23 protein-coding genes are annotated in these 25,765 nt (G+C 73.5%); 8 read left to right on the top strand and 15 right to left on the bottom strand.

All coding sequences use genetic code 11. The annotated features are described in order from the left end of the window. Nucleotides 1-3 precede the first annotated feature (3 nt). Both AQJ66_RS27910 and AQJ66_RS27905 read right to left on the bottom strand, forming a co-directional pair. The gene (locus AQJ66_RS27910; RefSeq protein ID WP_061927576.1) at nt 4-744 is read right to left on the bottom strand and encodes a TIGR03943 family putative permease subunit; all 741 of its coding nucleotides are present in this window, start codon (nt 742-744) and stop codon (nt 4-6) included. Then, nucleotides 741-1,778 carry a permease gene (locus AQJ66_RS27905; RefSeq protein WP_061927574.1) on the bottom strand — a complete coding sequence of 346 codons (1,038 nt, stop codon included), beginning with the start codon at nt 1,776-1,778 and terminating at the stop codon, nt 741-743. Before AQJ66_RS27905 ends, AQJ66_RS27910 begins: the two co-directional genes overlap by 4 nt. A 159-nt stretch (nt 1,779-1,937) precedes the next feature. Between AQJ66_RS27905 and AQJ66_RS27900 the strand changes: the two genes are divergently transcribed. Beyond that, nucleotides 1,938-3,785 carry an NAD(P)-binding protein gene (locus tag AQJ66_RS27900; protein ID WP_061927572.1) on the top strand — a complete coding sequence of 616 codons (1,848 nt, stop codon included), beginning with the start codon at nt 1,938-1,940 and terminating at the stop codon, nt 3,783-3,785. A 30-nt stretch (nt 3,786-3,815) separates the two neighbouring features. Here the strand turns inward: AQJ66_RS27900 and AQJ66_RS27895 are convergent, their stop codons facing one another. Next, entirely contained in the window at nt 3,816-5,633 is a 1,818-nt protein-coding gene (locus AQJ66_RS27895) for a S9 family peptidase (RefSeq protein WP_061927570.1), read from the bottom strand. Between the two features lie 172 nt (nt 5,634-5,805). On the opposite strand from AQJ66_RS27895, the gene AQJ66_RS27890 reads away from it, so the two are divergent. Continuing rightward, entirely contained in the window at nt 5,806-6,618 is an 813-nt protein-coding gene (locus AQJ66_RS27890) for an SURF1 family protein (protein WP_061927568.1), read from the top strand. 37 nt (nt 6,619-6,655) lie between these two features. On the opposite strand, the gene AQJ66_RS27885 is transcribed toward AQJ66_RS27890, so the two are convergent. The 8 genes from AQJ66_RS27885 to AQJ66_RS27850 form a co-directional block, all read right to left on the bottom strand. Beyond that, complete coding sequence (locus AQJ66_RS27885) at nt 6,656-7,930, bottom strand: hypothetical protein (protein ID WP_107119066.1); 1,275 nt, start codon at nt 7,928-7,930, stop codon at nt 6,656-6,658. After that, nucleotides 7,927-8,622 carry a SigE family RNA polymerase sigma factor gene (locus tag AQJ66_RS27880; RefSeq protein WP_079060474.1) on the bottom strand — a complete coding sequence of 232 codons (696 nt, stop codon included), beginning with the start codon at nt 8,620-8,622 and terminating at the stop codon, nt 7,927-7,929. The genes AQJ66_RS27885 and AQJ66_RS27880 overlap by 4 nt, the downstream gene beginning before the upstream one ends. Before the next feature lie 265 nt (nt 8,623-8,887). After that, nucleotides 8,888-9,967, bottom strand: a complete 1,080-nt coding sequence (locus AQJ66_RS27875; protein ID WP_061927565.1) for an aspartate-semialdehyde dehydrogenase — start codon at nt 9,965-9,967, stop codon at nt 8,888-8,890. Next, a complete protein-coding gene (locus tag AQJ66_RS27870) occupies nt 9,967-11,238 on the bottom strand; it encodes an aspartate kinase (protein ID WP_061927563.1) in 1,272 nt (423 codons plus the stop codon). Before AQJ66_RS27870 ends, AQJ66_RS27875 begins: the two co-directional genes overlap by 1 nt. 178 nt (nt 11,239-11,416) lie before the next feature. Further along, nucleotides 11,417-11,995, bottom strand: coding sequence for a Uma2 family endonuclease (locus tag AQJ66_RS27865; RefSeq protein ID WP_061927560.1), 579 nt, complete (start codon nt 11,993-11,995; stop codon nt 11,417-11,419). A 50-nt stretch (nt 11,996-12,045) separates the two neighbouring features. After that, on the bottom strand, nt 12,046-13,026 hold the full coding sequence (locus tag AQJ66_RS27860) for a hypothetical protein (RefSeq protein WP_061927558.1): 981 nt from the start codon (nt 13,024-13,026) through the stop codon (nt 12,046-12,048). 275 nt (nt 13,027-13,301) lie between these two features. Continuing rightward, complete coding sequence (locus AQJ66_RS27855) at nt 13,302-13,484, bottom strand: DUF397 domain-containing protein (RefSeq protein ID WP_061927555.1); 183 nt, start codon at nt 13,482-13,484, stop codon at nt 13,302-13,304. Further along, nucleotides 13,481-14,257 carry a helix-turn-helix domain-containing protein gene (locus AQJ66_RS27850; RefSeq protein ID WP_061927670.1) on the bottom strand — a complete coding sequence of 259 codons (777 nt, stop codon included), beginning with the start codon at nt 14,255-14,257 and terminating at the stop codon, nt 13,481-13,483. Before AQJ66_RS27850 ends, AQJ66_RS27855 begins: the two co-directional genes overlap by 4 nt. Before the next feature lie 102 nt (nt 14,258-14,359). On the opposite strand from AQJ66_RS27850, the gene AQJ66_RS27845 reads away from it, so the two are divergent. Then, nucleotides 14,360-14,794, top strand: a complete 435-nt coding sequence (locus tag AQJ66_RS27845) for a hypothetical protein (protein WP_341849430.1) — start codon at nt 14,360-14,362, stop codon at nt 14,792-14,794. Here the strand turns inward: AQJ66_RS27845 and AQJ66_RS27840 are convergent. Genes AQJ66_RS27840 through AQJ66_RS27830 form a run of 3 tightly spaced genes read right to left on the bottom strand, consistent with a single transcriptional unit; the run spans nt 14,745 to nt 16,392 of the window. Further along, the gene (locus AQJ66_RS27840; protein ID WP_061927551.1) at nt 14,745-15,407 is read right to left on the bottom strand and encodes a DUF5063 domain-containing protein; all 663 of its coding nucleotides are present in this window, start codon (nt 15,405-15,407) and stop codon (nt 14,745-14,747) included. The two genes, AQJ66_RS27845 and AQJ66_RS27840, sit on opposite strands and share 50 nt — an antisense overlap. Next, nucleotides 15,400-15,999: a recombination mediator RecR gene (gene recR / locus AQJ66_RS27835; RefSeq protein ID WP_061927549.1), complete on the bottom strand. Its 600-nt coding sequence runs from the start codon at nt 15,997-15,999 to the stop codon at nt 15,400-15,402. Before recR ends, AQJ66_RS27840 begins: the two co-directional genes overlap by 8 nt. A gap of 51 nt (nt 16,000-16,050) precedes the next feature. Next, on the bottom strand, nt 16,051-16,392 hold the full coding sequence (locus AQJ66_RS27830) for a YbaB/EbfC family nucleoid-associated protein (RefSeq protein ID WP_079060472.1): 342 nt from the start codon (nt 16,390-16,392) through the stop codon (nt 16,051-16,053). Between the two features lie 247 nt (nt 16,393-16,639). Here AQJ66_RS27830 and AQJ66_RS27825 point away from each other — a divergent pair, with 247 nt between their 5' ends. Beyond that, nucleotides 16,640-17,389: an SLATT domain-containing protein gene (locus tag AQJ66_RS27825; RefSeq protein WP_061927545.1), complete on the top strand. Its 750-nt coding sequence runs from the start codon at nt 16,640-16,642 to the stop codon at nt 17,387-17,389. A gap of 300 nt (nt 17,390-17,689) precedes the next feature. Here AQJ66_RS27825 and AQJ66_RS27820 read toward each other — a convergent pair whose 3' ends face one another. Continuing rightward, nucleotides 17,690-19,756, bottom strand: coding sequence for a serine/threonine-protein kinase (locus AQJ66_RS27820; protein ID WP_061927543.1), 2,067 nt, complete (start codon nt 19,754-19,756; stop codon nt 17,690-17,692). A 277-nt stretch (nt 19,757-20,033) separates the two neighbouring features. Here AQJ66_RS27820 and AQJ66_RS27815 point away from each other — a divergent pair, with 277 nt between their 5' ends. The 4 genes from AQJ66_RS27815 (at nt 20,034) to AQJ66_RS27800 (ending at nt 25,753) form a co-directional block, all read left to right on the top strand. Then, on the top strand, nt 20,034-21,389 hold the full coding sequence (locus tag AQJ66_RS27815) for an aspartate aminotransferase family protein (RefSeq protein ID WP_061927541.1): 1,356 nt from the start codon (nt 20,034-20,036) through the stop codon (nt 21,387-21,389). Nucleotides 21,390-21,500: 111 nt separating this feature from the next. Further along, nucleotides 21,501-22,193 (top strand): GntR family transcriptional regulator, encoded by a 693-nt coding sequence (locus tag AQJ66_RS27810; protein ID WP_061927539.1) that lies wholly within the window; start codon nt 21,501-21,503, stop codon nt 22,191-22,193. 416 nt (nt 22,194-22,609) lie between these two features. Beyond that, on the top strand, nt 22,610-25,021 hold the full coding sequence (locus AQJ66_RS27805; RefSeq protein WP_061927668.1) for a dolichyl-phosphate beta-glucosyltransferase: 2,412 nt from the start codon (nt 22,610-22,612) through the stop codon (nt 25,019-25,021). Nucleotides 25,022-25,102: 81 nt separating this feature from the next. Continuing rightward, nucleotides 25,103-25,753, top strand: a complete 651-nt coding sequence (locus AQJ66_RS27800; protein WP_061927537.1) for a hypothetical protein — start codon at nt 25,103-25,105, stop codon at nt 25,751-25,753. Nucleotides 25,754-25,765 lie beyond the last annotated feature (12 nt).

The following is a 25,765-nucleotide window of genomic DNA, read 5'->3' as shown; positions in this document are numbered from 1 at the left end:
TTTTCAGTTGTTCCAGGTCTCGTCGTACGGGTCGTGCGGGGTCGGTACCGGTCTCGCCGAGGTCACCTTCAGGTAGGGGATCGGGCCGTTGTTGACCGGGTCGTGGGTCAGCTTCGGGGTGTAGGTGCCGGTGACCTCCAGCCAGGCGTCCGGGCGGAGCACCGGGGGCAGCGTGCCCGTCAGGGCTATCTTCACCGGCTGGGCGTCCGCCGCACAGCAGTTGAGGGCCATGCGGACCAGGTACGGGGCGCCCGAGTGGTCCAGGGCGAGGAAGCCCGTGACGCGGACCGGGCGGCCGTGCAGTGAGCGGCCGTGGTCGTAGGCCGCGCGCGAGGCGTAGTCCACCACGCTGAGCGGGGCGGGGTTCGCGCCGGGCAGCCTGCCGTAGCCGTACGGCTTCTGCAGGGCCGTGCCCGCGCGCAGGGCGCTGTAGGAGCCCAGGGCCGGCGGGGCGACGAGGATCAGGGACAGCAGGGGCAGGAGCAGCAGCCAGGAGATGCGCGGTTCGGGGTGGGAGTGGGCCTGCGCCTCGGCCGTCGCCGGCTCGGCCGCCCCGGCCGCCTTCGCGGCTCTGCGCTCGTACCACGCCGTCGCCGCGGCCGCCGCGATCAGGACCACGCCCGACGCCAGCAGCAGGGGCTGCAGACCGGCCTTGACGTAGCGCAGGTAGAGGCCGGTGGTGCCCGCGTGCAGCAGGGCGGCGCCGAGCAGGAACATCACCGCCGCCTGCGCCTGGCGGTTCACAGCAGCACCGCCCCGGTCAGCACCGCGCCCCCGACGGCCAGCGCGAAGGTGGCGGGGGCGAAGCGCAGGGCGAAGCCGCGGCCGAAGGTGCCGGCCTGCATGGCGAAGAGCTTGAGGTCGATCATCGGGCCCACCACGAGGAACACCAGCTTGGCCGTCAGGGAGAACTGGGTGAGGGAGGCGGCGACGAACGCGTCCGCCTCGGAGCAGATGGACAGCAGCACGGCCAGGACGGCGAGGGCGAGCACGGAGAGCAGGGGCTGGTCGGCCGCGGTGCGCAGCCAGGTCGCCGGGACCGCCGCCTTCAGCGTGGCCGCGGCCATCGCGCCCAGCACCAGGAAGCCGCCCGCGTGCATGGTGTCGTGCCGGACCGAGTTCCAGAACGCCTCGCCCCGGGTCGCGCCCTCGTGCGCGCCGTGCGCCGGCGGGCGCAGCCAGTCGGTCCGGCCCAGGCGCTGCCACAGCCAGCCCATCGCGCAGGCCACCAGCAGGCTGGCGAGGAAGCGGGCCAGGACCATCTCCGGGTCGCGCGGGAAGGCGACGGCCGTGGCGGTCAGCACGATCGGGTTGATCGCCGGGGCGGACAGCAGGAAGGCCAGGGCCGCCGCGGGGGTCACCCCCCGGCGCACCAGCGCGCCCGCCACCGGGACGGAGGCGCACTCGCAGCCCGGCAGCACCGCGCCCGCGAGCCCGGCCACCGGTACGGCCAGGGCGGGGCGGTTCGGCAGGGCGCGGGCGAAGAAGGAGGGGGGTACGAAGACCGCGATCGCCGCCGAGAGCAGGACGCCGAGGACGAGGAAGGGCAGCGCCTGCACGGTGACGGCGACGAACACGGTCATCCAGCTCTGCATGAGCGGGGTGCCGAGGGCTCCGCGCAGCGGGGACTGGGCGAGCACGGCCAGGAGCAGGACCAGGGTGAGGAGCAGCGGGGAGCTGAGCCCGCGGCCCTCCCGTTCGCGGGCGACCGCCCCGGAAGGGGGTGCCGGCGCGGTCCGCTCGGCGGGGCCGGGCGGGGCGTCTTCGGTGATGGCCACGGGAAGGTACCTCCGGCTGCGTGCTCCCTTGCCCCTGCGTACGGGGCCGGGGTGACGGGTGTTCACCTCCCTGGTGGAACCACCCGTTTCCTTGGGGCAGTCTTTCCCTTCGTGGCGAGCGTTCCGAATCAGGGTGGGGCCGGCGCCCCGGTGGCGCACATGGTGGTGTGCGGTGACGACGGGCTGGCGCACCGGCTGGCGGCCGAGTTGCGCGGGGTCCACGGCGAGCAGGTCACCCTGGTGGTGCCGCCCGACGAGCGCACGGCGCGGACCCCGGTGGCCGGCCGGGCGCGGGCCGCCTCGGCGCTGCTCGACCGGGTGGTCAGCGCCGCCGTCGGCCGGGGCACCGGGAACGTCCCCGCCGGCGGTACCGGCAGCGGCGGCGCGAGCGCGCAACGGGCCGTGGAGGAGCGGCTGCTGGAGGCCGCCGATCCGACCGAGGCGGTGCTCGCCGAGGCCGGGGTGGAGGGGGCCGCCGCGCTGGCGCTCGTGTACGACGACGACGAGACCAACATCCGGGCCGCGCTGACCGCCCGCCGGCTCAACCCGCGGCTGCGGCTGGTCCTGCGGCTCTACAACCGGCGGCTGGGCCAGCACATCGAGGAACTCCTGGACCAGGCGGCCGCGTTGGCCGCCGGATCGGGCGAGGGCGCGGCGGACGGGGTGGAGGCGTCCACGACCGTCCTGTCCGACGCCGACACCGCCGCGCCCGCGCTGGCCGCCGCCGCGGTCGCCGGCACCACCAAGGTCGTGCAGACCGACAGCCTGCTGCTGCGGGCGGTGGAGCGGGTGCCGTCGCGGGACGGGCGGATCGCCGACCGGGGGCTGTGCACGCTCGCCCTGCTCTCGGCGAACGGCACCGGTCCCGCGGGGGCCGACGGGTCCAGTGACGGCGACGAGGCCGGGCCCCGGCTGCTGCCGGACGACGACGAGGTGCGCCGGGCCGGCGGGCGGGCCGCCGTGGTGCTGGAGGACGTGTCGGCCGCGCCCGGCGGGCCGGCGTCGGACATGGCCGGGCGCGGGATGGGGGTCGTGCCGCCGCTCGCCTCCCTGTTCTCCCGGCGGCTGCGGTGGTCGCTGGCGGGGCTCGTGGGCTGTGTGGTCGCGCTCGCCGTGGCGCTGTGGGTGGTCGCCGACGTGCATCCGCTGAGTGCCTTCTATCTGACGCTGCTGGACCTGTTCGCGATCGACAATCCGGCGCTGGGGCAGCCGGTCGGGCGGCAGGTCCTGCAACTGCTGTCCGGGCTGGTCGGGTTGCTGCTGCTGCCGGTGCTGCTGGCGGCGGTGCTCGAGGCGCTCGGCACCTTCCGGACCGCCTCCGCGCTGCGCAAGCCGCCGCGCGGGCTCGGCGGGCACGTGGTGCTGCTCGGGCTCGGCAAGATCGGCACACGGGTGCTGACCCGGCTGCGGGAGCTGCACGTCTCGGTGGTGTGCGTGGAGTCCGACCCGGAGGCGCGGGGGCTGGCGACCGCGCGGCGGCTGCGGGTGCCGGTGGTGCTGGGGGACGTCACGCAGGAAGGGGTGCTGGAGGCGGCGAAGATCCACCGGGCGCACGCGCTGCTCGCGGTGACCAGCGCGGACACGACGAACCTGGAGGCCGTGCTGTACGCGCGGTCGGTGCGGCCGGATCTGCGGGTGGTCTTACGGCTGTACGACGACGACTTCGCGGCCGCGGTGTACCGGACGCTGCGGGCCGCGCACCCGCAGGCGTCGACGCGGAGCCGGAGCGTGTCGCACCTCGCGGCGCCGGCGTTCGCGGGGGCCATGCTGGGGCGGCGGGTGCTGGGGGCGCTGTCGGTGGAGCGGCGGGTGCTGCTGTTCGCGTCGGTGGACGTGGCCGGGCATCCGGAGCTGGAGGGGCGGACCGTGGGCCAGGCGTTCCGGGCCGGCGCCTGGCGGGTGCTGGCGGTGGAGCGGCAGGCTTCGGTCCCCGCGTCCTACGCGCTGCGGCCGGGCGACCGCGTCGTCGTCGCCGCGACCCGCCGGGGCCTGGCCGACCTGGGCTGACGCCCGGCCGCCCGGCCCCGGGGGTGCCGTTCACGCCCCGGTGAGGTGGCGTGCGGCGAAGTCCAGTTCGAGCCGGACCTGCTTGATGCGCTCGTCGACGACCAGGGAGCCGTGGCCCGCGTCGTAGCGGTAGACCTCGTGGGCCGCGCCGCGGGCCTCCAGGCGCTTGACGTAGTTGTCGATCTGGCGGATCGGACAGCGGGGGTCGTTGACGCCGGCCGAAATGTAGACGGGGGCCTTGACCTGGTCGACGTAGGTGAGCGGGGAGGACGCCTCGAAACGTTCGGGGACCTCCTCCGGGGTGCCGCCCAGGAGCGTGCGGTCCATGGCCTTCAGGGCCTCCATCTCGTCGTGGTAGGCCGTCACGTAGTCCGCGACCGGCACGACCGCGATGCCCACCGCCCACGCCTCCGGCTGGGTGCCGACGCCGAGGAGGGTGAGGTAGCCGCCCCAGGAGCCGCCGGTGAGAACGAGGCGGGCGGGGTCGGCGAGGCCGGAGGCGACGGCCCAGTCGCGGACCGCGGCGACGTCCTCCAGCTCGATCAGCCCGACCCGGTGCTTGAGCGCGTCCGTCCAGGCGCGGCCGTACCCGGTGGAGCCGCGGTAGTTGACGCGGATCACCGCGTACCCGTGGTCCAGCCAGGCCGCCGGGCCCGCGGCGAAGGAGTCGCTGTCGTGCCAGGTGGGGCCGCCGTGCAGGTCGAAGACCGTCGGCAGGGGGCCGGTGGCACCGGCCGGCTTCTGCACCAGGGCGTGGACGATGCCCCCGGGGCCCTCCACCCACGCGTCCTCCACCGGGACCGACGGCGGGCACTTCATGCCGGGAGGGTCCAGGACGACCCCGCCGGCGGTCGAGCGGACGGCGGGCGGCTCGGCGGCCGACGACCACAGGTACTCCACGCTGCCGTCGGGGCGTGCCGTCGCCCCGGAGACCGAGCCCGGCGGCGTGGGGATGCGGGTCAGCGCGTGCGTGGCCAGGTCGAAGCGGAACAGCTCGCTGCGGGCCTCGTGGCTGTGGACGATGAGCAGCGCGCCGCCGTCCGGGTACCACTCGGCGCCGACGTCACCGGGGAGGTCGAGGGCGAGGTCGGTCTCCTCGCACGTCGCCACGTCCCACACCAGGGGCTCCCAGCGGCCCCGGCGCTGGTGGCCGATGAGCAGCCGCGGGTCGCCGTCGACGGGGGCGAAGCCCAGCACCTCCAGGCCCAGCTCCTCGGTGCCGCCCTTGGTGTCGTCCAGTTCGGCGACCGTCGTGCCGTCCGGGCGGAGCACGCGCAGGGCCGCGTGCATGGCGTCGCCGTGCTCGGTGTGCTCGATCGCGATCAGGGAGCCGTCGTGGGAGAGGTCGCCGACGCCCGCCGACTCGCGGTGCCGGTAGATCTCGACCGGGTCCTCGCCCGCCCGGGCGAGGTGGACGGTCGTGCCGTCCTCGTCGGTGGAGCGGCCGACCACGGCCGTGCGGCCGTCGCGGGCCAGGGCCAGGCCTGCCGGGTAGGAGGGGGCCAGTCCGGGCACGGCCGTCTCGTCCGGCCCGCCGGTGAAGGGCTGGCGGCGCCAGACGCCGAACTCGTCGCCGTCCTTGTCGTCGAACCACCAGATCCAGGCGCCGTCCGGGGACAGCACGCCGTCCGTCGTGCCGTTCGGCCGGTTCGTGGCCTGCCGCTGCTCGCCCGTGCCCCGGTCCCAGGCGTACAGCTCGTACGTGCCCGTCGCGTTCGACACGAACAGGGAGCGGTCCGGCGCGTCCTCCGCCCAGTCGGGCAGCGAGACCCGCGGCGCCCGGAAGCGCTTCTCCCAGTCCGGCATGTCGTCGGCGCCCGGAGTCCCCGGCGCCCTGCTCTCACTCATCGCCCCAGTCATGCGCCCATAGTGCCTGGCCGGGCCGGCAACGTGCTGGCGGGCGTCCCCAGCCTGTGGACAACTCCCGCCCAATTCCCGATCACCGCCACCGCGTCCGCACACCTGTCCGGTTCGGGGCCCCGCGACGGCCTCGCGCGCCGGGCGCCGTACCGTTGAGGGCGTGTACCGGTTTCTGCTGACACCCCGCTGGTGGGGCATCAACGTCTTCGTGCTGCTCGCCATCCCCTTCTGCATCTTCATGGGGTCGTGGCAGCTGAGCCGGTTCGAGGGGCGGGTGCAGGACCATCGCGCCGCCACCGAGCAGGCCGCCTCCGACCGGCACGAGAAGGCCCGTCCGCTGGCCTCCATGCTCCCGGTGGACAAGGCCACCTCGGGACGGCGGGTCACCGCGACCGGCCGGTACGGCGCGCAGCTGCTGGTGCCCGGCCGGGAGCTGGACGGCAGGAGCGGCTTCTACGTGCTGACGCTGCTGCGCACCGACTCCGGGCGCGCCCTGCCCGTGGTCCGCGGCTGGCTGCCCGGCCACCCGGACGCGGCGAAGGCCCCCGCCCCGCCCGCCGGCGAGGTCACCGTCACCGGCGCGCTGCAGGCCTCGGAGACCCCGGGGGACAACGGGGTCGGCGCCCAGAGCGGCCTGCCCGCCGGGCAGACCGGGGCGATCAGCTCGGCCTCCCTGGTCAACCTGGTGCCGTACCGGCTGTACGACGCCTGGGTCACCCTGGACCGGGCCGACTCCGGGATGAAGGCCGTCCCCGCGACCGCGCCGGACGGCACCGGCCTGGACCTGAAGGCGTTCCAGAACCTCGGCTACACCGGCGAGTGGTTCGTCTTCGCCGGCTTCGTCGTCTTCATGTGGTTCCGGCTGCTGCGCCGCGAGGTGGAGTTCCACCGGGACGCGGCGCTGGGCCTGGTGTCCGCGCAGCCGGACCAGCCGGACCAGACCGACCGGCCCGACCAGCCGGCCGCCGTCTGAGCGTCCGGGCCGTCCGGGCCGGCAGGCCCGGCAGGCGCTACGACGCCGCCAGCACCCCGGTGTAGTACACCGTCCCGGCGCACGCGCCCGGCACCGTCGCCGACACGCTCGGCGAGCCCGGCTGCGCGGTGTGGGTGACGAGGACGCTGCCGTCGGCCGTGCCCCCGTCCTCGGTGACGAGCTGGGTCGTGACACCCGAGGACGTGCCGGTGCCGGTGTCGGTGGTCCCGGAGGCTCCGGCGTCCTGGCTGGGCGAGGGGGCGGGTGAGGGATCGCCGCCGGTCGTGCCGCCGCTGGTGGTGTCGGTCCCGCCGGTGGTGGGGCAGGTCTCGGAGGGCACGAAGGCGAACTTCTCCTCGTAGGCCGCGCCCGGCTGCAGGACCAGCCCTGTCGCCTCCAGGGAGGGGTCGGGCAGCCCGGCCGCCGCGTCCCCGGCCGCGTGCCGGGCAGCGCCCACCTTGGCCGGGTCGGCCGCGCCCTGCGCCGCGACCGCGACGGTGCCCGCGCCGCCGACGGTGCAGCTGCTGGTGGAGATGTTGGTGACGCGGAAGACGCCGTAGACCACGCCCGCGGTGTCGGCGGCGTTCACGCTCTGCGTGGCGGAGCCCAGCTGGGCCGCCGTGCACAGCGGGGCGCCCGTGGCCAGGGTGGCGGACGGGTTGGCGCCGGAGGACGAGCCGGTGCCGCTGCCGCCGGTCCCGCCCCGCTCGCCGGGCTTGCCGCTGCCCTTGCCGTGCCCGGGCGTCTTGCCGTGGGAGTCGGCGGGACCGCTGGAGCCGCCGTCCTCCTGCTTGCCCTGGTCGGCTCCGCCCTGGGTCTGGGAGGTCTGCCCGGCCATGGCGGTGTTCGGGTCGGAGCCGCCGGCGGCCGAGACGTGGATGAGAGCGGGGATGGCGGTGCCGATGAACAGGGCGGCGGCCGCCATGCCGACGACGGCCTGGCGCTTGCGGGCCCGCCGGGCGGGCACGGCGCGGCGCAGGTGGTCGAGTGTGCCGGTGCGCGGTTCGATGTCCTCGACCGCGGCGTGCAGGATCCGGCGCAGGGCCAGCTCGTCCGGTGCGAGGCCGTCGAGATCCCGTTCGAGGCCGTCGGGATCCGGTGCGGGGCCGTCGAGGTCCGGGGCGAGGCCGTCGAGACCCGGCTCGGACCCCTCGGGGCCCTGTGCGTCGGGGCCGTGGTTCACAGTTCCGTTCCCAGCGTGCGATGGCGTGTGCTCTTGCTCGTCCTTCGTCGGCTCGTGCCAGGCGAAGGGTTCGTGGCGTTCGTGGGAGGGGCGGCCACGGGCGTCGCCCCCTTCTGCGCGTTCGCTCATGCCGGCGTCTCCATGGCGATCCGGAGCGCGGCGATGCCCCGCGAGCCGTACGCCTTCACCGAGCCCAGCGAGATGCCGAGCGTCTCGGCGACCTGCGCCTCGGTCATGTCCGCGAAGTAGCGCAGCACCAGGACCTCGCGCTGGCGGCGCTGCAGTCCCTTCATCGCCTTGATGAGGTCGCGCCGCTCCAGCTGGTCGTAGGCGCCCTCCTCCGCGCTCGCCATGTCGGGCATCGGCTTGGAGAGCAGCTTCAGGCCGAGGATGCGCCGGCGCAGGGCGGAGCGGGAGAGGTTGACGACGGTCTGGCGGAGGTAGGCGAGGGTCTTCTCGGGGTCGCGGACGCGCTTGCGGGCCGAGTGGACGCGTATGAAGGCCTCCTGGACGACGTCCTCGCAGGAGGCCGTGTCGTCGAGGAGGAGGGCGGCGAGACCGAGGAGCGACCGGTAGTGCGCCCGGTAGGTCTCGGTGAGGTGGTCGACGGTGGTGCCGAGGGCCGCGGCGTCCGCGAGGGCGGTGGTGGCGGCCGGGGTGTCGTCGGAGCCGTCACGCTGACTGGGTATGCGGGCGGGCCGCGCTGCGGGCATGGGCGCGATCACCGGCATGCCGCCGGGAACGCGCGGCCGGAGCGCCGCACGGGGCGGCCGGAGCGCCGCGGTGCCGCGGGCCGCAGTGAGTTCGAGTACCTCTGCCACGCCAGTTGGACACGTCTGACCCCGTCAGGGTTGTACGTGCCGGGCGTCACATGTGCGACGGCCGACGGTGCCTCAATTACCGTCATGCGTCCCGCTCTTCCCCTATGTCCTGTTTGAACGGACGTCCCCGCGCCCGGATCACGGCGTCCCCACGCCGGGATCCACAAGTCCGCAGCCCCGCAAGGGTGACCGCAAAGACGCTCCCCGCCCCCCGCACGGTTGCGGGGGACGGGGGGTATTTCTTACCTGGATCCTACAAACAGTTCTACGCGCGTGTAGAGGCCTCGCCCGTGATCTCCGCGGCCACGAGTTCCGCGATCTGCGCGGTGTTCAGCGCGGAGCCCTTGCGCAGGTTGTCGCCGCACACGAAGAACTCGAGCGCGGTCGGGTCGTCGAGCGCCCGCCGCACCCGCCCGACCCAGGCGGGGTCGGTGCCCACCACGTCGGCGGGCGTGGGGAACTCCCCGGCGGCCGGGTCGTCGCACAGCACGACGCCGGGGGCGGTGGCGAGGATCTCGCGGGCACCGTCGACGCTGACCTCGCCCTGGAAGCGGGCGTGGACGGTGAGCGAGTGGCCGGTGATCACCGGCACCCGGACGCAGGTCACGGCGATCGGCAGCCTCGGCAGTCCGAGGACCTTGCGGGCCTCGTCCCGGACCTGCATCTCCTGGGAGGACCAGCCGTCCTCCCTGAGTGAGCCGGCCCACGGGACCACGTTCAGCACGACCGGCTCCGGGAACGGCCCGGTGTCGTCGCCGACGGCCCGCCGTACGTCACCGGGCTTGGTCCCCAGCTCGGTCCCGGCGACCAGGGACAGCTGGGACCGCAGGGTCTCCACCCCGGCCCGGCCCGCCCCGCTCACCGCCTGGTACGACGACACCACCAGCTCGCGCAGCCCGAACTCGGCGTGCAGCGCGCCCAGGGCGACGATCATCGCCAGGGTCGTGCAGCCGGGGCCCGCGACGATGCCGCGCGGCCGGTTGCGCACCGCGTGCGCGTTGACCTCGGGCACCACGAGCGGCACGTCCGGGTCCGTCCGGAACGCGCCGGAGTTGTCGACGACGACCGCGCCGCGCGCGGCGGCGAGGGGCGCCCACTCGGCGGCCACCTCGTCGGGCACGTCGAACATCGCCACGTCGACCCCGGCGAAGGCGTCCTCGCCGAGGGCCGTCACCTCGACCTCCGCCCCGCGCACGGCCAGCTTGCGGCCGGCCGAGCGCGGGGAGGCGATCAGGCGGATCTCGCCCCAGACGTCCGCGCGCTGGGACAGGATCTGGAGCATGACCGCGCCGACGGCCCCGGTCGCTCCCACGACCGCGAGCGTCGGCTTCCCGGTCGGTGCCATTACCGGCCCGTGCCTCCGTAGACGACGGCCTCGTCGGTGTCGGAGTCGAGTCCGAAGGCGGTGTGCACCGCGCGCACGGCCTCCGCCACGTCGTCCTTGCGGGTGACGACCGAGATGCGGATCTCGGAGGTCGAGATCAGCTCGATGTTCACACCCGCGTCGCTGAGCGCCTCGAAGAAGGACGCGGTGACCCCGGGGTTGGTCTTCATACCCGCGCCGACCAGCGAGATCTTGCCGATCTGGTCGTCGTAGCGCAGCGAGTCGAAGCCGATGCCGGAGCGGTTCTTCTCCAGCGCGTCGATGGCCTTGCGGCCCTCGGTCTTCGGCAGCGTGAAGGAGATGTCCGTCAGGCCGGTGGAGGCGGCGGACACGTTCTGCACGACCATGTCGATGTTGATCTCGGCGTCGGCGATGGTCCGGAAGATGGCGGCGGCCTCGCCCGGCTTGTCCGGCACGCCGACGACCGTGATCTTGGCCTCGGAGGTGTCGTGCGCGACACCGGAGATGATGGCCTGCTCCACCTGCTTGTCCCCAATCGGCTCACTGCTGACCCAGGTGCCCTGCAGCCCGCTGAAGCTGGACCGGACGTGGATCGGGATGTTGTAGCGGCGGGCGTACTCCACACAGCGGTGGAGCAGCACCTTGGAACCGGACGCGGCCAGCTCCAGCATGTCCTCGAAGGAGATCCAGTCGATCTTCTTCGCCTTCTTCACCACACGCGGGTCGGCGGTGAACACGCCGTCGACGTCGGTGTAGATCTCGCAGACCTCGGCGTCGAGGGCGGCGGCGAGCGCCACGGCCGTCGTGTCGGAGCCACCGCGGCCGAGCGTGGTGATGTCCTTCTTGTCCTGGCTGACGCCCTGGAACCCGGCGACGATGGCGATGTTGCCCTTGTCCAGGGACTCGCGGATCCGGCCCGGCGTGACGTCGATGATCCGGGCCTTGTTGTGGACCGAGTCGGTGATGACGCCGGCCTGGCTGCCGGTGAAGGACTGGGCCTCGTGGCCCAGGTTTTTGATCGCCATCGCCAGCAGGGCCATGGAGATACGCTCTCCGGCGGTCAGCAGCATGTCGAACTCACGTCCGGCAGGCATCGGCGATACCTGCTCGGCGAGATCGATCAGCTCGTCCGTCGTGTCGCCCATCGCGGAAACGACGACGACAACCTGGTTGCCGTTCTTCTTCGCTTCCACGATCCGCTTGGCGACGCGCTTGATGCCCTCGGCATCGGCTACGGAGGAGCCTCCGTACTTCTGCACGACAAGGCCCACGTGCGCTCCTCGCTCGGTTCGTTTGTGTCGGCTCAGTCTAACGAGCGTCCGAAATCGACCACCCTGCTCCCGCATGGTGAGACATCGTCCGCTCGCCCCGGGAACCTGCCCAGCGGGGGGCCCGGCACGCGGAACGTGCGACGGGTCACAGTGGGGCGCCCGCGGTGCCTTACCGGGTTCAGTCGGCGAACTCCTTGAGCGGCTCGGTGTCCAGGGTGATGTTCACGGGGTCAGGGAGCTTGACGGAGGCGCCGAAGGGCAGCTTCTCCTCGTGGCGGTAGCGGCCGTCCTCCGGCTGGTCGAAGACCACGACGGAGCAGTCGTCACGGTCGATGAGGAGGTAGACGGGGATACCGGCGGCCGCGTAGCCGTCGGGTTTCTCGACGCGGTCTCGACGTGCCGTGTCGTGATCCCAAGAGGTGATCTCCACGGCCATCAGCACACCGGTGGCTTCCGACCACTCGCCCTTTCCCTTGAGGCTGCCCTTGGGCACGAGCACCCCGTCGGCGCGAGCGCGTCCCTTGCGGTACGCCTCGGTCTTGAGTCCCCGCTCAGGATGGAGCCGCAGATCCGGTCGCAGGTGCATGCAGCGCTCCAGCAGCCACATGTAGATCTCGCTGTGATTGCCGTCCGGCATGGGCTTTACGACAATCTTCCCGTTGACGAACTCCAGCCACACGGTCTCCGGGGCGTGGCGTTCCAACTCCTCGAACTCCTCGGCGGTCATCTGCGGCCGGTCCTCAGTCCTGGGGGTCATGGTGTCGCCTCCTCGACTCCATGGTGCCCGGACCGGCACGTCCTGCACGCTCACAGCGCGCGCCCGCTCTTCGTGCGCAGGCCGCCGGCCGCCCGCGCCTCGGCCGCACGGCGGGCGACGTCCACCACCTCGTACACGGGGTACGGGTCGGCGAGGAACGTCTCCGGCACGTATCCGGCGTCCAGCTCACCGGCCGCCTCGGCGGCCAGGTCCGCCTCGTACTCCGCGCGGCAGTCCGGGCACATCCCTCCGTCGATCGTCGTCGTCCGCTCGTCCGCGTCGCAGGACATGCAACACATGATCACGCGGTCCACTCGGGCCCGCCGGGGTGCGGGCTTCTGCCGGATCCTGGCCTTCTTCGGGGGCATCTTGCTCTCCAGTCGCTTGCGGGCGAGTCCGCCCGGATTGGTCACGGCGGACGGCAGTCCGTCGGTCAGGGCACGGGTGATGTCGTTCGGTGTCGCGCCGCGGGACAGCCACTCGGCGGCGAGGATTTCCAGGGACCGGCAGTCGGACTCGGACAACGGCATGCGACGATCCGCCTCACCGAGGTCCGCGAGGGTGCGGTAGGCGGTGCTGCCGGACTCCTCCGTGGCCTCCGCAGCCTCCTCGGCCGGCTCCTCGGGAACGCCCTGGTCGTCGGTACGGGCCAGCCCCGGCCGGTACTCGTCCGTGACGATCCGACCCTTGCGCGCCCGCGCGAAGTCCGCCCACCACTCCTTCGACCTGCGGGTACGCGACCAGTACGTCCGCGTCACCCAGCGCATCGAGTTGTCCTCGACGGTGATGTGCTCGCGGATCCGGCACAGATGACCGGCGTCGCAGAGGCCCTTCAGCGCCATGCGGGTGGCCTGCTGGCCGTAGCGGGGGTGTACTGCCGCGATCGCCTTATAGCCCATCGCGTGGCCGTCTTCCAGGTTGTCGACGAAGACGGCGACGTCGCGCTCACGAGGGCTCAGGTGTGCGAAGTCCGCCTCCGCGTGCGAGTCTTCGTCACCTGCGGAGCGCTTGCCGTAACCCGTTTTGGCCATCGGGTGGGACGGGGAGGGCAGGACAGGACTAGGGTGGGAGTAAGCCACGATCGAGTCTCTTTCGATCCGTAGGTCCAGGCCCCGGAGCCGGTGTTGGCGCACCGACCGGGGCCGATCTATGTGCCGCGAACCTAGGGCCGCTTTACGTTCCGGCGCAAGCTGATCACGGAACGTCACTCTTTCGAGGTAGGCGGCCTTAACTCAGGTACGCGCTTGGTTGGTTGGGAGGTTTTCACCCAGCCCAGAAACCCAGGGAAGGGCTCGGGGCCCGAGGCTCAAGCCCCGGGCTGAAGTGCGGCGATGAAGGCCGACCAGGCGGGGGCGGGGACGCGGATGTCCGGGCCGGTGGGGTTCTTGGAGTCGCGGATGTGGATGCGGGTGGCGAACGCGACTTCGACGCAGTCGCCGCCCTCGTCGTCGCTGTAGCTCGACTTGAACCAGTTCAGCTGGTCGCTCATGGCTGATCCTTCATCCGTTCGATGAAACGGGCCGACTCTGCCGGGCTGAGGGCCTCTGCGCGGATCATGCTGAGCCGCTCGATCGTACGGCTCACGACATCTGGTTCGGCCGACAGTTGGCTCCCCAACTGGCCCTCAGCGTAAGCGAACCGCTCGTGGTCGCGCGTCTCCAGCAACACCATGGGACCCAGCAATGCCGCCGGAACGGCCCTTGAGAAAGGGAGCACCTGCAACGCGACGTTCCGCAAGAGGGAGACCTCAAGCAGACGGCGCAGTTGCCCGGCGTCCACAAGAGGACTGCGCAGCGCGGCCTCGTAGACGACGAAGCTCAGGGCCACGGGCGGCTTCCGCTCGGTGAGGATCGCCTGTCGCTCCATACGGCCGGTGATCCGCTCCTCGACCGTCTCCTCGTCCAAGGGCGGGTAGCGGTTCTCGATGAGTGTCCGCGTGTATCCCCTCGTCTGCAACAGCCCTGGAATGTACGTGGCGTCGTACGACCAGCGACCGATCGCCTCCCTCTCCCGCTCCATGAACTCCTGAGCCCTCGGCGGGAACTTCTCCCGGCTCAAGTAGTCCTTCGCCGCGCTCAACAGCCCCTCCGCCCGGCACAACTCGTCGGCCGCGTCGAGGACTCGGGGCGTCGGCATGCGTACCCCTTGCTCCATCGCCTTGATGGTGTCCGGGGAGTAGTGGGAGGCGGCGGCGAGCTGCTCGCGGCTGACGTTGGCCTTGGTGCGCCAGCGCTTCATCTGGTTGCCGCTGAAGCGCCACATGGGCGGCGACTGGGACACAGCTCGCACCTCCGACCGGTACACCCGGGCGTGTAGCACCCGGGTCACTACCGAGGGTAGCCACCTCGACGTCACTGTGTGACCATGACGAACGCAATTCACCGGCCGGCCTGGGTGCCCGTCCGCGGGCACCGACTGCGCGTGGCCGGCGTGCACTTCGACGCCGTGCGGATCGAGGGACGAAGGGGCGAGGCCGTCGCCGACCGGGTGGTCGAGCGCGGGGACGGGGACGCCGGGCCGATCGTGTGCGAGGGCGGGGGCCGCACGCGGTGGGTGTACTTCCTGCTGCCGCCCGGGGTCGTGCACCGCTACGACTGGCCGCTCGGCGTGCAGCACTTCGGCCTGCGGGCGGACCGGACCGTCACCTACGTCGGGGTGCCGGCGCTGGAGGGCGAGACCTGGCCGCTGCGCTGGTACAGCGAGCCGACGCCGACCGCGCCGTACGTCGACGCGGAGGCGCTGCTCGCGGTCACTTCGCCTGGCTGCTCCCCAGCCGGCCGCCGATCTCCTGGGCCATGACGCGGCCCGCCTCGAACTCCAGGGTCTCGTCGCCCAGGGCGGGCTGGTCGGTGTCGAGGCCGTCCAGTTCTTCCAGGGGCTGGTTGAGGCGGACGTGGATGAGGACCGACTGGAGGGCGCGCAGGACGGCGGAGGCCGTCGGGCCCCAGTTGGAGAAGTAGGAGAACTGCCACCACCACAGCGCTTCCGTGGTGCGGCCCGCGCGGTAGTGGGACATGCCGTGGCGCAGGTCGGTGATGACGCCGGCGAGGTCGTCCGAGATGCGGGCGGGGACGGGCGCCGTGCGGGGCTCGTACGGGTCGAAGACCTCCGAGTACACGTCGACCGGCTCCAGCAGGCGGCCCAGGTTCTCGCGCAGCAGGTCGACGTCCGGCTCGGGGCCGATGTCGGGCTCGTAGCGCTCGTCGGGGACGATGTCCTCGTGGGCGCCCAGCCGGCCGCCGGCCAGCAGGAGCTGGGAGACCTCCAGGAGGAGGAAGGGGACGGTCGAGCCGGGCTCGTCGCCCCGCGCCACCTCCGTGACTGCCACCAGGAAGCTCTCGATCTGGTCGGCGATCTGGACCGCGAAGTCGTCCGGGTCCCGCGTCGTGTCGTGCAGCGTGGCGTCAGACATCTAGGAGTCGTCTCCCCTCGAAGGCGCGGCCGAGTGTGACCTCGTCCGCGTATTCCAGGTCGCCACCCACCGGGAGGCCGCTGGCCAGGCGGGTGACCTTCAGGCCCATGGGCTTGATCATGCGGGCGAGGTACGTCGCCGTGGCCTCGCCTTCCAGGTTGGGATCCGTGGCCAGGATCAGCTCCGTGACCGTCCCGTCGGCCAACCGGGCGAGAAGTTCCCGTATACGCAGGTCGTCGGGTCCGACGCCCTCGATGGGGCTGATGGCGCCGCCCAGGACGTGGTAGCGCCCGCGGAACTCACGGGTGCGCTCGATCGCGACGACGTCCTTCGGCTCCTCCACCACGCAGATGACGGTCGGGTCGCGGCGCGGGTCGCGGCAGATGTTGCACAGCTCCTCCTGGGCCACGTTGCCGCACGTCGCGCAGAAGCGGACCTTCGCCTTCACTTCCAGGAGCGCCTGCGCGAGCCGCTTCACGTCCGCCGGCTCCGCCTGCAGGATGTGGAAGGCGATCCGCTGCGCGCTCTTCGGACCGACGCCGGGCAGCCGCCCCAGCTCGTCGATGAGGTCCTGGACCACGCCTTCGTACAACGGACTGCCCTTCCTGGAGACCTTTCGGAACGTACGGTAGTTGGCCCGGCGTCAGAACGGCAGACCGGGGATGCCGCTGCCGCCCAGACCCTGCGCCAGCGGGCCCAGCTTCTGCTGCTGGAGGGCCTGCGCGTTCTCGTTGGCCGCCTGCACGGCCGCGACGATCAGGTCGGCGAGGGTCTCGGTGTCCTCCGGGTCCACCGCCTTCGGGTCGATCTTCAGCGCGCGCAGCTCGCCGGAGCCGGTGACGGTGGCCTGCACCAGACCGCCGCCCGCCTGCCCGTCGACCTCCGTGTTCGCCAGTTCCTCCTGCGCCCGCTGCAGATCCTGCTGCATCTTCTGGGCCTGCTGGAGCAACTGCTGCATGTTGGGCTGGCCACCACCGGGGATCACGATCAGCTCCTTAACGTCCTTCTCCTTGGCACGAGCCTACGTGGTCCAGGCGGCCATCGCCCCGCCACTCTTTCGAGTGAGTTGTGTGGGCGCCCTATACCTGACCAAGGCGCCCGTCCGGGCGGAAAAGCCGGGAAAGTCGCGACCGGGCCACCCATTGGGCGGTAGGAAGGGGGCCGCGCCTCGACGTGCGGTGTCACGCACTGTGATCGTCGGGGTACAGCCGTCGTTCAGTAGGGAGTGCCGGGTGGGTCAGCCGGAGATGCAGCCCGAGGGTCCGCCTCAGGACGGGTGGGGCGAGGGCGCGGCCGGACTCCGGCCGGGCGACCTGACCGCGCGGACGTTCCCGCTCGGCGACTGGGGTGAGCCCGCCGAGCGGCTGGACGAGCTGTACCGGTGGGTGGAGCGGGGAGCCCTGAGCACGGCGGCCTGGTACCTCGGGGACCGGGTGTGGAAGCGGCGGGGAGCCCGGGCGCTGCGGGCCGGGGCGGCGGCGGGTGCGGTGTCCGGGGCCGCGCTGCCGCTGCTGGACCTGACCGGGGTCGTCGGCGGGGTCGCGCCCTGGGGGTACCTGGCGCTGCTGCTCGCGGTGGCGTGCGTCGGGATCGACCGGTTCTTCGGGGTCACCTCCGGCTGGATAAGGGACGTGGCCACCGCCCAGGCCGTGCAGCGGCGGCTGCAGGTGCTGCAGTTCGACTGGGCCTCGGAGTGCGTGCGGGAGGTCCTGGGGCCGACGGAGGGCACGGCCGCGGAGGCCACCGAGCGGTGCCTGGGGGTGCTGCGGCGGTTCTCGGAGGACGTGCTGGAGCTGGTCCGCACGGAGACGGCGGACTGGATGGTGGAGTTCCGCACGGGTCCGGCACCGATGGGCATCCAGGCCACGGTGGCCTCCGGCTCCCGCCCGGACCCGGCCGGCTCCGTCGGCAGGTTCCCGCTGCCCCCGGCGGGCGGCACCCGCCCGAACATGCCGCGCCAGCGGCCGCCGGAGCCGCGCTGAGCGCTCCGCGGGGAGCGGTGCCGTGATGTGTCGTCGTCCGTGTGTTCGGTGCCGATGGTGTTCGGTGCCGATGCCGATGCCGTGGCGTGGCGGGCCGGGCCGGGCCGTCGTTCGGGTGCTGCGCCGTCGTGGCCGGTCGCGCGGTTCCCCGCGCCCCTTCGCGGGCCGCGGCAGACCAGCCGGGTGCCGCGCCGTCTTGGCCGGTCGCGCAGTTCCCCGCGTCCCTTCGCGGGCCGCGGCAGACCAGCCGGGTGGCGCGCCGTCGTGGCCGGTCGCGCGGTTCTCCGCGTCCCTGGAGGGTCACTGCTTGGTGTACGTCAGGCTCTCGCCGCCCGTGGTCTTCGCGCGCCGCAGGCGCCCGTCCGGCAGCAGTGTGACCTCGCTGGCCTCGCCGCGCGAGCACGACGACATCGGGTCGCCGCTCGTCACCTTCGACGGGCCGATCTCCAACGGCCCGTCGGCACTGGGCTGTTCGGCGAGCTCGGCCTCGAACACGCAGTGGTAGGTGCCGCCGCCGTCGGTGGGGCCGTCGGCGACGAGCGTGAGGACCGTGTCGCCGACCTTGCCCTGGCTGATGGTCAGTTCACGGCTGTTGGAGCCGTTGGCGTTCTCGATGGACGTCTCCCAGGTGCCCAGGTAGGCGTCCGGGATCGCGCCGTCGGAGGACGGGGACGCCGAGGGGGACCCCGAGGGCGACGCCGAGGGTGTGGGCGAGGCGGACTCCCGGGACGCCGGGGCGCTGGACGCGGTCGGCGCCGGGCTGACCGTACGGTCGCCCTTGTCGTCCGTGCCGCCGCTCCTCATCAGCGCGTACACCGACCCGCCCGCGCCCAGCGCCACCACCAGCGCGATCACGACGAGCAGCACGGTGGACCGCCGGTTCCCCCGCTCCGGCTCCTGCGCCGTCCCGACCGGTGGCCCGTAGGGCGGGGTGGCGCCGAGGCCGCCGCCGTACGGGGGGTACGACTGCTGCGGGTAGCCGTACGGCGCGGAGTGGGGATGGGGCTGCGGGTGCTGCTGGGCCTGCTGCGGGTAGCCGTACCCGCCGGGCGGCCCGTAGGCACCGCCGGTCCCGTACGCGCCGGGCGCCCCGAATCCGGGAGCCGCCGGCGGCATCCCGGGCGGCGGGGTCTGCCCGGAGACCATGGTGGGGGCGTGGTTGACGGCCGGCCCGCTCGCGCCGGGGCCCGCGGCCCCGCCCGGCGGAGGCGGCACCGCACCCCCGTCGGCCACCGCCGCGTGCTCCGGCGAGAACGAAGCGGGCGGGGGTGAGGAGGGCGGAGGCGTCGCCCCGCCCCGCTGCGGCTGGACCCAGGCGGGCGCCGGCACCGGCCCCGCCTCCTCGGTCCCCGCGGCACCCGCAGCGGCCGGCGGTTCGGCCGCCCCGCCGGGTCCCGTGCCACCCGCGCCCGGCGTCGTGTCCGGCCCCGGATCCGCGGCCCCCTCCGACGGGTTCTCGACCTCCAGCAGCTGCACCGCGTGCCGCCCCAGCTGAGCCACCAGCGCGCCCGGCAGCCAGGGGTCCCGGGAACGTCCCCCGGCGACCGTGTCCTCCGCGCCCGTCAGCTCCAGGATCCGGTTCAGCGAGGGCCGCGCGGCGGGGTCCTTCTTCAGGCAGTCCCGCACCAGGTCCGCGATGCCCTCCGGCACCCCGGCCAGGTCCGGCTCCTCCTGGGCGATCCGGAACATCAGCGCGTGCACCCCGCTGTTGGCACCCCCGAACGGCAGCACCCCGGTCGCCGCGTAGGCCAGCACGGACCCCAGGCAGAAGACGTCGCACGCCGGGGTGATCCGGTCCCCCCGCACCTGCTCCGGCGCCATGAACCCGGGCGACCCCACCAGCGACCCGGTCCGGGTCAGCCCGTCCCCCGCCAGCGTCTCCATCGCCCGCGCGATCCCGAAGTCGATCACCCGCGGCCCGTCGATGGTCACCAGCACGTTCGACGGCTTCAGGTCGCGGTGCACGATCCCCGCCGCGTGGATGTCCCGCAGCGCGTGCGCGAGGCCCGCCGCGAGGATCCGTACCGACCGCTCGGGCAGCGCCCCGTGGTCGTGGCCGACGACCTGCTGGAGGCTGGGCCCGGCGACGTACCCGGTGGCGACCCAGGGCACCGCGGCCTCGGTGTCCGCGTCGAGGACGGGCGCGGTCCAGTACCCGCCGACCCGCTGCGCGGCCTGCACCTCCTGCCGGAACCGCGCCCGGAACTCCTCCTGCGCGGCCAGTTCCTCCCGGACCAGCTTCACGGCGACGGTGCGGCCCCGGTCCGACCGGGCCAGATAGACGTGCCCCATGCCGCCCGCGCCGAGCCGCGCCAGCAGCCGGTAGGCCCCGATCCGGGGCGGATCCCCCGGTCCCAGCTTCTCCATCCCCGCGCCGCCTTCCCCCCATAGGTCTGCAACGGACCGAGGATAGTGCGGTCGCGGGCGGCGCCGCGCGGGCCCGCGTCTACGGTTCCGTAACAGGGCGGTTCCGCGGCTCGCGCCCGGCGCGCACGGGGCACGCGGTCGCGCCATTCGCGCCCTCGCGCGCGGCGCCCAGTCCCCGCGGAGCCGCTCCCCTTCGACAACCTGTCGCGATTTCCCCCCGCCCACGGAACAGGACGCCGATGTCGCGCCGGGGCCGCGTCCGCCTACGCTCGCCCGCATGACCCCTCAGCCCCATCCCGAAGCCGGCGCCGCGGTGAAGGCCGCGGACCGTGCGCACGTCTTCCACTCCTGGTCCGCCCAGGACCTCATCGACCCGCTCGCCGTCGCCGGCGCCGAGGGTTCGTACTTCTGGGACTACGACGGCAAGCGCTACCTGGACTTCACCAGCGGGCTCGTCTACACCAACATCGGCTACCAGCACCCCAAGGTCGTCGCCGCGATCCAGGAGCAGGCCGCGAGGATGACGACGTTCGCGCCCGCGTTCGCCGTCGAGGCGCGCTCGGAGGCGGCCCGGCTGATCGCCGAGCGGACGCCGGGCGACCTGGACAAGATCTTCTTCACCAACGGCGGCGCGGACGCCGTCGAGCACGCGGTGCGCATGGCCCGGCTGCACACGGGCCGCCCGAAGGTGCTCTCGGCGTACCGCTCGTACCACGGCGGCACCCAGCAGGCCGTGAACATCACCGGCGACCCGCGCCGCTGGGCCTCCGACAGCGCCACCGCCGGTGTCGTCCACTTCTGGGCGCCGTTCCTCTACCGCTCCCGCTTCTACGCCGAGACCGAGGAGCAGGAGACGGCGCGGGCGCTGGAGCACCTGGAGACGACGATCGCCTTCGAGGGTCCGGGCACCGTCGCGGCGATCATCCTGGAGACCATCCCCGGCACCGCCGGGATCATGGTCCCGCCGCCCGGCTACCTGGCCGGGGTCCGCGAGCTGTGCGACAAGTACGGCATCGTGTTCGTCCTGGACGAGGTCATGGCCGGGTTCGGCCGCACCGGCGAGTGGTTCGCGGCCGACCTGTCCGGTGTCGTACCGGACCTGATGACCTTCGCCAAGGGCGTGAACTCGGGTTACGTCCCGCTCGGCGGTGTCGCCATCTCCGCGGAGATCGCCGAGACCTTCGGCAAGCGGCCCTACCCCGGCGGCCTCACCTACTCCGGGCACCCGCTGGCCTGCGCGGCCGCCGTCGCCACGATCAACGCGATGGCGGAGGAGGGCGTGGTCGAGAACGCCAAGCGGCTCGGCGAGACGGTCCTCGGCCCGGCCCTCGCCGAGCTGGCGGAGCGGCACCCGAGCGTGGGCGAGGTGCGCGGCGTCGGCATGTTCTGGGCGCTGGAGCTGGTCCGGAACCGGGAGACCCGGGAGCCGCTGGTGCCGTACAACGCGGCCGGCGAGGCGAACGCCCCCATGACCGCGTTCGCGGCCGCCGCGAAGCAGCACGGCGTGTGGCCGTTCGTGAACATGAACCGCACCCATGTCGTGCCGCCGTGCAACGTGACGGAGGCCGAGCTGAAGGAGGGCCTGGCCGCCCTGGACACCGCGCTGGGTGTGGCCGACACCTACACCGTGTAGCCGAGCGGCACCTGCCGCCGGGGTAATTCGAACGCGTAAGGTGACGTGCTCGTAAGAGATGGCGAGTACGTGCGAGTACGTCACCCGAACGCGTGAGGAGAGGCCCCGACGATGCCGGGCAATGGCGCCGTGACGCGCAGCACCCTGCGCCAGCAGATCGCGGACGCGCTGCGCGACGAGGTGCTGGCGGGGCGGTTGCGGCCGGGCCGGGCGTTCACCGTGAAGGAGATCGCCGAGCAGTACGGCGTCTCGGCGACCCCGGTCCGCGAGGCGCTCGTCGACCTGTCCGCGCAGGGCATCCTCGAGGCCGACCAGCACCGGGGCTTCCGCGTCCCCGAGTACTCCCTCGCCGACTACCGGGACATGATCGAGGCCCGCAGCCTGGTCACCGACGGCATGTTCCAGGCGCTCACCGCGGGCCATCCGGTCTTCGCCGACCTGGGCGGCCCGCGCACGGCGGCGTCCCTCGCCGCGGTGCGCCGGCGCGGCGAGGAGGCCCAGCGGGCGGCTGCGTCCGGCGACCTGACCGTGCTCATCGGCTACGACCTGCGATTCTGGCGCGAGCTGAGCGGCCTGTTCGGCAATCCCTACCTCGCCGACTTCCTGGACCGGCTGCGCGTGCGGTCCTGGGTGTGCGCGGTCCAGCACCTGCGCCGGCTGCCCGACGTCCGGGGCTGCCTGTGGGCCCGCCACACCGACCTGGTCGACGCCCTGGCCCACCGCGAGACCGCCTCGGCCCAGGCGATCGTCGCCGCCGCGAACGCCCACTCCCTGTCCCTGCTGGAACGCGTGGCGGCGGAATGAGGGGGGCGGCCCCCGCGGACCCGGGCGACCCGGTCGTTCCGGACCGCCCGTCCGACTCGACCGAACCGATCGACCCGACGGGCCCGGAAGACCCGGTCGATCCGCGGGACCCGGCCGATTCGGCGGACGCGCATGACCCGCTGAACCCGGCGGTCCCGGATGGCCCGGCGGTCCTGAAGGTCCCTGGGGTCCCGGTCCAGGCAGACCCGGCAGCCCCGGCAGCTCCGGCCGGACCATTCGGCCCGCGAGACCCGGCCGGTTCGGTGGACCCGAGCGGCCAGATGAACCCGGTGGACCCGAATGGCCTGGGGACGGGGGTCCTGGAGGCCCCGGAGGCCCCTGGGGTCCCGGCAGGCCCGGCGGCGGACCCGGGAGACCCGGACGCCCTCGCGGACCCGGCCGACCCTGTCGCCCCCGTGGACCTCACCGTCGTCATCCCCGCCTACAACGAGGAACACCGCCTCGGCCCCACCCTCGACGCCATCACCGCCCATCTGACCGGCAACGAGCCCCGGCCGTGGGAGGTGGTCGTCGTCGACGACGGGTCCACCGACGGCACCCGGAGTCTTCCGGCACTCGGCCATCCGCGCGTGCGCCTGGTCGGCAGTTCCCGGCACCGGGGCAAGGGCCACGCCCTGCGCCTCGGCGTCGCCGCCTCCCGGGGGCGCCGGGTGCTGGTCACGGACGCCGACCTCTCCGCTCCCATCGAGGAGCTCGACCGGCTCGACAAGGCGCTCGCCGAGGGCGCCCGTGCGGCGATCGCCTCCCGCTGCGTCGCCGGTGCCGACATAGCCGGCCGCCAGCACCGGGTCCGCGAGCTGCTCGGCCGGGCCGGGAAGGTGCTGATACGGCGGACCGCCGTGCCCGGCATCCGGGACACCCAGTGCGGGTTCAAGCTGTTCGACGGCGACCGCGCCCGCGCGGCCTTCGGTGCCGCCCGGCTCGACGGCTGGGGCATCGACGTGGAGGTGCTGCGCCACTTCCAGCGCGCGGGCTGGCCCGTCGCCGAGGTCCCGGTCCGCTGGAGCCACCGGCCCGGCTCCAAGGTCGGCCCCCTCGACTACGCCCGCGCCCTCACCGACCTGGCCCGGCTCCGGGCCGCCCGCGTCCCGCGCCCCGCCGACCTGCTGGCCGCCACCCTGTTCCTGCTCATGTCGGTGGCGCTGTACGCGGGCCGCTTCTTCGACCCCGCCCACCGGTACCTCACCGACTCCCTGCAGGACCAGAACCAGTGGGAGTGGTTCTTCGCGGTCACCGCGGACAACGTGGCCCACCTGCGCGATCCCCTGTTCACCGACCTCCAGGGCTTCCCCGACGGCGTGAACCTGATGGCCAACACGGTGATGCTGGGCCTGTCGGTGCCCCTCACGCCGGTCACCCTGCTGTGGGGCCCGGCCGTCTCCCTCAGCCTGTGCATGACGCTGGGCCTGGCCGCCACCGCCGCCGCCTGGTACTGGCTGATCGTGAAGCGGGTCGTACGAAGGCGCTGGGCGGCCTTCACCGGCGCGTCCCTCGCGGCGTTCGCGCCGCCCATGGTCAGCCACGCCAACGCGCACCCCAACTTCGTCGTCCTCTTCATGATCCCGCTGATCGTCGATCGCGCCCTGCGCCTGGCCGCGGGCGCCGGCGTGGTCCGGAACGGGATCGTCCTCGGCCTGATGAGCGCCTACCAGGTCTTCCTCGGCGAGGAGCCGCTGCTGCTGGCGTCGCTCGGGATGCTGCTGTTCGCGGCCGCGTACGGGGCCGTACGCCGGGACGTGGCCCGCGGCGCCTGGCGGCCGCTGCTGACGGGCCTGCTGATCGCCGCGGCGGTCTGCCTGCCCCTGGTGGCGTACCCGCTGTACTGGCAGTTCGCCGGGCCGCAGAGCTACGGGAGCATCGCGCACGGCGACGACGCGGGCAACAGCCCCCTGTCCCTGATCGCCTTCGCCGACCGCTCGCTGCTCGCGGGCGGCCCCCGGACGACCGCCGGCTCGCTCTCCCTCAACCCCACCGAGCAGAACGCCTTCTACGGCTGGCCGCTGACCGCCGTCGCCGCGGCGATCGTCGTGCGACTGTGGCGCAGTGCCCTGGTCAAGGCGCTGGCGTTCACGGCGGTGGCCGCCGCCGTGCTCTCCCTCGGCCCGCGGATCCCGCTGCCGGGCACCGGAGTCGTCTGCCCCGGCCCCTGGGCGCTGCTCGGCCGTCTGCCGCTGCTGGAGTCGGTCATCGAGGGCCGGCTGGCGATGATCTGCGCCCCCGCGCTCGGCATCCTGCTGGCGCTCGCCGTCGACCGCGCCGCCGCCTCCCCGCAGCCCGGCAGCCGGTACCTGGGCCTGCTCGGCGTCGCCGTGGCGCTGCTGCCGCTGGTTCCGGCGCCGCTGCGGTCCGCGGACCGGGCGGCCGTGCCGGCGTTCGTCGCGGACGGCTCCTGGCGCCGGCACGTCCGCGACGGCGAGACCCTGGTCCCCGTGCCGCTGCCGGACTCCGGCGACGCGGAGGCGCTGCACTGGCAGACAGCCGCCCACCTCGCCTTCAAGCTGCCCGGCGGCTACTTCAACGGCCCCCGGGGCACGGACCGCACCGGCACCTACGGCGCCGCCCCGCGCTTCACCTCCGGCCTGCTCCGCGAGGTCGGCTGGACCGGCCTGGTCCCGCTGATCGGCGAGCGGGAGCGGGCCCGGGCCGCCCGGGACCTCGCCCACTGGCGGGCGGGCGCCCTGGTGCTCACCCCCCAGCCCCACGACGACGCCCTGCGCACGACCCTGCGCAAGCTGACCGGCCGGGACGGCAGGTGGACCGACGGTGTATGGGTATGGGACCTGCACGGCTCGCACGGGAGGAGCTGAGCCGGGGCCCGACCGATTACCCTTCCCTGACCACCCGCTGCCGTGCGTGAACCGCGCGCCCGCCGATGCGAGGAGCCCTCTTTGGCCTGTGACCTGTGGCTGGTACCGCTCGTCGACGTGTTGTGCCACACCCCGGACAACCCGTTCGCCGAGGAACTCGCGCACTACAACGACGCGCTGGCCGCGGCCGGACTGCCGCCGGTGCCGGTCTACCAGTACATGCCGGGCCTGTCCGGCGAGGTCGCCCCGGTGGCCGGCTTCGACTACGACGCGCTGCACTTCCTGCGCCGGGTCTACCTGCTCCAGGTGTGCGGCCTGCCGGTCACCCCGGTGGACGAACTCGGCGGCGACTACGAGCAGTTGCTGGAGATGTTCGAGTCCACCGCCCAGCAGTCGCACCTGGTCTGGCACTACGACCACGCGGGCGCGTACGTCCCGGTCGACTTCCCGCACCCGCTGTCCACCGACGAACTGCTGGAGGGCGGGGGCCCGCTGGGCTCCTCGCAGGCCCTGCTGCGCGAGCTGGAGTACGTGGCCCCCACGATCGGCATCGACCCGGCCAACCCCCCGGCCGCGCCGGCGCCCCCCACCGCCCCGACGGAGCTGGAGCAGCCGGCCGCGCCGGCGCCGTACGACCCCAGCCCCTTCGCCCGCGAGCGGCACGTGTGGCTCGGGCTGCACGCGGCGGCGACGCGGTCCCTGGCGCAGGGGTCGATGATCGTGTTCAGCTGACCGGGCCGAACT

The organism is Streptomyces bungoensis (assembly GCF_001514215.1).
Classification (GTDB): Bacteria; Actinomycetota; Actinomycetes; order Streptomycetales; family Streptomycetaceae; genus Streptomyces; species Streptomyces bungoensis.
This window is presented reverse-complemented; position numbering and strand designations above follow the sequence as displayed.